The 5,680-nt window shown below is 45.0% G+C and carries 6 protein-coding genes; 2 read left to right on the forward strand and 4 right to left on the reverse strand.

The window, feature by feature from the left end; translation table 11 throughout:
* Both G470_RS14590 and istB (G470_RS0111010) read left to right on the forward strand, forming a co-directional pair.
* Positions 1-677, forward strand: a 677-nt coding sequence (locus G470_RS14590; protein WP_028274845.1) for a Mu transposase domain-containing protein, incomplete at its 5' end; no start/stop codon positions are given.
* Between the two features lie 22 nt (positions 678-699).
* On the forward strand, positions 700-1,446 hold the full coding sequence (gene istB, locus G470_RS0111010; RefSeq protein ID WP_028274846.1) for an IS21-like element helper ATPase IstB: 747 nt from the start codon (positions 700-702) through the stop codon (positions 1,444-1,446).
* Positions 1,447-1,490: 44 nt separating this feature from the next.
* On the opposite strand, the gene G470_RS13495 is transcribed toward istB (G470_RS0111010), so the two are convergent.
* The 4 genes from G470_RS13495 to G470_RS0111035 form a co-directional block, all read right to left on the reverse strand.
* The gene (locus tag G470_RS13495) at positions 1,491-2,588 is read right to left on the reverse strand and encodes a gamma-glutamyltransferase family protein (protein ID WP_051258560.1); all 1,098 of its coding nucleotides are present in this window, start codon (positions 2,586-2,588) and stop codon (positions 1,491-1,493) included.
* Positions 2,589-2,875: 287 nt separating this feature from the next.
* Positions 2,876-3,631: an IS21-like element helper ATPase IstB gene (gene istB / locus G470_RS0111025; protein WP_028274847.1), complete on the reverse strand. Its 756-nt coding sequence runs from the start codon at positions 3,629-3,631 to the stop codon at positions 2,876-2,878.
* Positions 3,628-5,175, reverse strand: coding sequence for an IS21 family transposase (gene istA, locus G470_RS0111030; protein WP_028274848.1), 1,548 nt, complete (start codon positions 5,173-5,175; stop codon positions 3,628-3,630). Before istA ends, istB (G470_RS0111025) begins: the two co-directional genes overlap by 4 nt.
* A gap of 91 nt (positions 5,176-5,266) precedes the next feature.
* Positions 5,267-5,680 (reverse strand): ATP-binding protein (locus G470_RS0111035; RefSeq protein WP_028274849.1); only part of this gene is annotated, 414 nt, incomplete at its 5' end.

The raw sequence follows: 5,680 nt of genomic DNA on the forward strand, positions 1-5,680 counted from the left end.
ACACCGGTGGTGTACCTGAAGAAATCTGGTTCGACAATATGAAGACAGTCGTAGATCATTCCAGAACACAATTCTCAAAAGTCCAATTGAATGAACGATTTTATGCCTTCAGTAAAGACGCCGGTTTTCGGACGATGGTTTGTCGGCCTTTTCGACCACAAACCAAAGGCAGCGTCGAAGCACTCGCACGAGCAGTTGAAAGATTACGTGTCTATAATCACGAGTTCTATGACAGCGTGGATTTAATCCACATCGTCAATGAATTATGTGAAGAAATGAATTCAGAAGTGAGTCAGGCGACCAATGAGATTCCCAATCTCCGGTGGGAGATAAATGAAAAAGAGCACCTACACAAATTGAAGAAAGACCTTTTGAAACCTTACTTTGAAGACTTTATTACCCGTAAAGTCACCAATGAGGCGATGGTCAATTTCCGTCAGTGTAAGTACTCTGTCGACCCTCGTTATATCGGAAAAGAAGTTGAAGTCGAACTTTCCGAAAACGAAGAGCACGTGCACTTCTATTATAACGGAGAGCGGATTCGTTCGCATCAGATAACCACAAAAAAATTGAATTACCATCAAGAGGATCTGGTTCAAATCTTAAAATCAGACGTCATGAGCCACAAAGAAGAGGATGAAATACAGGCACATATCAAACAAAGCATGAAATTATAGGATTTATTGGAGGACGATATCGATGAGTAGTTCGTATCAAAAACTATTAAACAATCTAGAAGCCTTAAATTTAGGCTTTATGCGAGAATATGTGCCAAATTACATAGATATCGTAAATGAACAAGAAATCCCCTTTACTGAAGCTCTTTTAAAACTCACAGAGCAAGAGCTGGTCTTTCAAAAAGAACAGAAGGTTGAGCGCGTCATCAAACGCGCTCGATTTCCTAAACGAACCACTTTAGATGAATTCGATTTTGATTTTCAGCCCAGCATCAATAAAAAAGAAATCCTCGATTTAAAGTCGCTCAGTTTTTTAGAGAAGAACGAAAATTTGATTTTTATTGGCAATCCAGGCGTCGGTAAAACACACTTAGTCATTGCCTTAGGCATTGAAGCCTGTCGACAGGGCCATCGGACCTTATTTATCAGTTGTCATGAGCTCCTTTTGCGCTTGCGAGCAGCATATGAGAAAGGCACAATCGAACGAGTGATCAAACGGTACGTACGGTATGATGTACTAATTATTGATGAAATTGGCTATCTGCCTATTCAAAAAGTTGAGGCCGATCTCTTCTTTCAATTACTCACCTTGCGTTATGAGCAGAAAACAACCATGGTCACTTCAAATATTACACTGTCCCGCTGGGGTGAGCTTTTCCAGAACACTGAAATAGCCGCTGCCATCTTAGACCGACTGGTCCATCATGCGAAGATCTTTAAGATCACTGGAAAGTCCTACCGTCTAAAAGGAAAATTAAAAAGTGACTAACTAATTAAATTGCCCAAAACCTACATTTTTAGATTGCCGAATACCTACAATTTTAAATTGCCCTTGACAGCTAGGTAGTGGGGGAAGGTGCTTTCCACCGTGACGGTTTTGTCTTTCATCCACTGCCAGCGCGGGGCATCCAATGCGGCCTGCGGGTTGAGTTGGAAATCGACGGTGTTGGAGACAATCTGGACATGTGCTTGCGGCTGCATGGGGCCGCCCATCACACCAAACGGGCCCACTGGCTGGCCGTCTTTGGTTAAGAATCCCGGGATGATGGTGTGGTACGTTTTCTTTCCGCCGGCTAAGGCATTCACGTGGCCTTCTTCCAACGCGAAGTCGTGGCCGCGGTTCTGCATGGCGATGCCGGTTCCCGGAACAACGACTCCTGACCCGAAGCCCATGTAGTTGCTTTGGATGAGGGAGACCATGTTGCCGTCTCCGTCGGCGGTGGCCAGATAAACGGTCCCGCTGCCGAACGGTTTGCCGGCTTCCGGTGTCTGCGCTTCATCGGTGATCAACTTCCGGCGCTCTTCAAGATACTCCGGATCCAACAAGTTGGCTGACGGGAAGGGCATATGGGTTTCTTCGGTGACATATTTCCGTGCATCCGCAAAGGCCAGCTTGATGGCTTCGATTTGTTGGTGGTACATATCGACTTTGCCTTTGGAAGGGAACTCGAACGCATCCAACATCTCCAAGGCTTCTAAAGCCACAATGCCTTGTCCATTAGGCGGAATTTCCCAGACGTCATACCCGTGGTAGTGTGCTTGGATCGGGTCTACCCATTCCGGCTGGTAGGCAGCCAAATCTTCTTCCGTTAAGAATCCGCCCGCTTCTTTCGAGGCTTGGGCGATTTTTTGTGCCAACTTTCCTCTATAAAAGGATTCCGTTTTGGTCTCGGCGATTTCCCGGAGAGTGGCGGCGTGTTCCGGGGAAGACCACACTTCTCCCAGTTCCGGCACTTTGCCGCCGGGCATGAACACCTTGAACCACTCAGCCAATTCAGGCAGGGAGTCTTTGGCGGCTTCGTATTTCACCGCAGCCCGTTTCCAAAACTTGGCGATGACCGGGGAAAGCGGGAAGCCGTCTTCTGCATAGGCGATGGCCGGAGCCAAGACGTCTTTGAGTATTGCATTCAATTAGAGCCACCTGTGCGGAGTTTAGAGCCAGCGAATGCGGAAGATGGAGCCGCTCAATGCGTGTGCAAAGACCGCTGACAGTATTTTTTACTGTCAGCGGTCTTTGCCTTAGTCTTCTATTGCTTCCTTAATAAAGGAAATCACTTGTTGAACCACTTGATCAGCCGAAGGTTCTTCCTCTTCTAAATAATAAAAAAGCAGAAACAACTCTCATTCTTCCGTCACTTGATTGGCGAGATGGCGATGAAATTAATAATGAGCAATCCAATTTTTTGCTTCGATAGGAATCATTTGAATGCCCCCAAACCGTGACGTTCACGCATAGAAATTTCTCCATCGATCAGTACTTTGTAAGAATCATGAACGATCCGATCCAGAATGGCATCCGCTACCAACGCGTCACCCAGCTTTTCGTACCACCCTTCCGGTGCTGTTTGAGAACAGAAGATGGTAGACGTCTTCTTCAAACGGGCTTCAATGATTTCAAACAATGTGTAGACGTGTTCTTCCGGTAGAGTCGTCAGTAACCATTCGTCAATGATGAGAAGGTCGACTTTTTTGTACTTGTTAATCAACTTTCGAAAACTGCCGTCCGCTTCATTCTTAGCGGCCATGAATTCATCCAAGAGTTCTGGAAGTCGGACGTATTTCACTTTGTAGTGTTGACGGCAAGCTTGAACACCGAAGGCGTTTGACAACCAAGTCTTTCCATTTCCGGAGGCTCCCATAAAAATGATGTTCAGGTGCTTTTGGAGGTAAGTGCCAGTGGCCAATTCAAGAATCAAGTTCTTATCCAAATGACGATCTGGATGGTATTCAATGTCTTCAATCGCTGCTTGGGGTTCGCTGAAGTGAGCTTGTTTGATCAATCGTTGTAACTTATTGGATTTGCGTCGAGAATATTCATGATCGACAAGCAAATTGAATCGATCCTCAAAAGGCATATCATGATAATCCGGATTCATCATTTGTTCTTGATAAGAATCCGCCATGGCGCCCATTCTCATTTCCGTTAATTTACGTACTGTTTCTTCGTTCATCATGTTGTTTTCCCTCCAAAGTAGTGTGCCCCGCGAACAAATCCATACTCTTCATTTGTTTTCGCTGTGGTTAATGTGCCATTTTCTTGTGCTTTTTGTCGTTTCTTATTTCGTGCGAGAATGCTCTTAAACACACTAACCGTTGGATTAGAGGACGCGACCAAGAGGTTTTGAGCTGCGAGTTCCAGTTCTTCCTTTGAGTGTTTACGAGCCAAGCTCCGCAAACTCATCAGTTGATTGAGAGCTTTTTTCTCCGAGCTCTTTTCCAAGAAGAGACCCACCAACTGTTTCATGTGTGGTCCGATGGTTTCCGCCCATTCCAAGCTGTTTTTGGGTGTATGTTCCAGGAATAACCGATGGTTATCCGGCATATGATCTGACAGAGTGGCGTATTGGCCGACCGCCCCTGTCAGTCTTTTATGAGATGCAATTCGCATATCTTTGAAGTATACTTCAATTAAATCCTTGGAGAGGCGGACATCTACCTCGCTTTGGATGTACTCATACGGAACGGAATAATATATGCGGTCAATTTGGATGTGGTAGTTCGGTTGGACCCGTGCACTTTTCCATTCCGACAATTTAAAACGTGTGGAACGAAGGGGAAGAAGGTAAGGCTTCTCTTCTTCGTTGAACACACTTTCTCTGGAACCCGGCCGCTTTTGAAACGCTTCTTGATTAATGGCGTCCAGTTTCTTGCGGATTTGCTTGTTTAAGTCGTGAAGATCAAAACATTGATAATTTCTCAAAGCCGCAATGATTTGCCTGGAAATGAACCCAACGGTTCCTTCCACACTCGGTTTATCTTTTGGTTTCCGGACACGTCCCGGTACAATCACGGTATGGTAATAATCCGCTAATTCTCGGTACGCTTCGTTGAGAATCGGTTCGCTTCCCTTTGGTTTATTCACGCCCGTTTTCAAGTTGTCGGGCACAATCGACTCAGGAACGCCCTGGAAATATTCAAATGCATGAATATGGCCAGTCAACCAACTGGAAGACTGCATATCCAAGAAACCCTCTACATAACTGTACTGGCTGTAGGGCAAAGTGGCCACAAAGACATAAACGGTCAGCTTTTCTCCCGTCGCTCGGTCATTCAAGGACAAGGTGCTGCCCGCCCAATCGACCTCCAAGATTTCACCCGGCTTTCTGTGGATGGGCATCGTGGCTTTGTATTTTTTTGCGTATTTTCCGTAGTTCTCTGCGAATGTCCGGTACGCGTAAGGGATTTTCCCTCCATCACGTGCACGTTGTGCATACTCCATATGAAGCAGCTTTAACGTCACATTTTTCTTTTGGAGCTCTTTGTGGACAGTCTCCCAATCAGGTGGGAAATAGCCTTTTTCAATCGCTTGTTTCTCTGGGAAAAGAAATTCTTCCAGCCATTGATTGGTATGTGTATCCGCCAAATGAGTAAACCCGATCTGTTCGGCTCGTTTGACGACATTAGAGACCGTATTTCTTGAGCTGCCGACACTCGTACTAATCGTGCGCTGGGAAACACCCTTGAAATACAACTCCAATATTTTCCGATATTGGATCATAAAAAATAGACCTCCTGTGTTTTGCAATAGAGAAGTACATAGTTGTGCAACGAAAAGTACACAATGTTGCCCCCCAATAGTTTCTATTTAATTATTCGATTTTTGACAAAGCATTTTTCAAGCGATAGCTTTCACCTGTAAAGGTCAAAATATGTGCATGGTGAATGAGCCGATCCACCAGCGCCGACGTGAGGCGCGGATCAATAAATACCTTGTTCCAGCTGCTAAATTCTAGGTTGGAGGTAATGATAATGCTTTTTGTTTCATACCAATCACTAATTAATTGAAAAAGCAGTTCTGAACCATTTTTATTAAACGGGACATAGCCCATTTCGTCTAAGATAATTAATTGTACCCGGTTAAATTTCTTTTTAAATCGTTCTAACTGGTTTTCTTTCCATGCTTTCTCCAATTCAAGAACAAGGTCACTCACACGCCAAAACCGCGTTTCAATTCCTTCTTGGCAAGCTTTATATCCCAGTGCACTCGCTAAGTGCGTTTTTCC

This window comes from Atopococcus tabaci DSM 17538, assembly GCF_000429585.1.
Lineage (GTDB): Bacteria > Bacillota > Bacilli > Lactobacillales > Carnobacteriaceae_A > Atopococcus > Atopococcus tabaci.